Annotated in this window: 1 protein-coding gene; it reads right to left on the bottom strand. The window is 65.7% G+C overall.

Going from position 1 to position 1,101, the window contains the following annotated elements; genetic code table 11:
- Positions 1-797: transcriptional regulator GlcC (glcC, locus tag AC4FAH_RS07600; protein WP_490245841.1), on the bottom strand; the 797-nt coding region annotated here is incomplete at its 3' end.
- Positions 798-1,101: the final 304 nt, after the last annotated feature.

Here is a 1,101-nt window from a genome sequence, read left to right as displayed (position 1 = left end):
CGCATGGCCGAGCGCACCAGCCGCTCGTCCTCCGCCTCCAGCTCGCGCAGGTTGTCGCGAATGCTGTGCAGATGCTCCAGCGCCGCCTTCTCTGCCGCCTCCGGCTGCTGGTCCATCACCGCGCGGTAGATGGCCGTGTGCTGGGCATTGATCTGGCCGCGGGGAATCGGGCGATGGTAGAGATTGCGCAGCGAGGCGAACACCGAGCTGAGCAGCAGGTCATTGATGCCCTTGAGCGTATGCACCAGCACCGGATTGTGGGACGCCTCACAGATGGCGTGGTGGAAGGCGTGGTCGTGACGCGCCAGCTGCTGGGCATCCGGCAGCGCCTCATCGCCCGGCGCTGAGGACGCGAAGTCGGGCGGATACTCGCGCACGCAGGCCGCCATCGCCTCGTAATGACGCCGGATCAGCACTCTATCCGCCGGCGTGCCGCGCTGGGCGGCCAGTCGCGCCGACTGCCCTTCCAGCAGGGCCCGCACTTCCAGCAGGTCATACAGGGTGCGCGGCTGATCCCGAAACAGGTGCATCAGCGGGCTGATATCGCCGCTCGGCAACAGCGCCGCGACGCTCGAGCCCTTGCCATGACGCGTCTCGATGATGCCCTTGCCACGCAACAGCCTGAGCCCTTCGCGCAGCGAGGCCCGCGAGATGCCCAGCCGCTCACATAGCCGGCGCTCCGAGGGGATCATCTGCCCGGGCTTGAGCACGCCGTCCAGAATCAATTGCTCCAGACGCGCCGCGGCCTGATCCGCAGCGCGGGGGTCAGCTCCTGACTCGGCGATGGTTCGCAGCATCCTGCCCCTCCCCTTTTGCTCGACCTTTGTGTGCTGGGCCTTGATCAACCCGCTCGTGGCACTTGATCAACCCGCTGGCAGCGCCTGGAGATTTCCGACTGGTCAGACCTGTCGATCGAGTGACGCAAAGCCGCCTGATGGCTGCGGGCGTGAGGCCAGTAAAGCGTGGTTTTCCTTGCACAAACACTAGACGAATGTCTGGTCAGACCACTGATGTGAAGCATGGACAAGGCCGGGGAGGCAGGCCAGATTGTGTGCAGATCAGGTGCGGCGGAATCGACAGGCGACTCGCTCGAACCCCGCA

It is taken from the genome of Cobetia sp. (assembly GCF_983723665.1).
The sequence above is the reverse complement of the archived record's forward strand: the minus strand, read 5'-3'. Positions and strand labels throughout refer to the sequence as shown.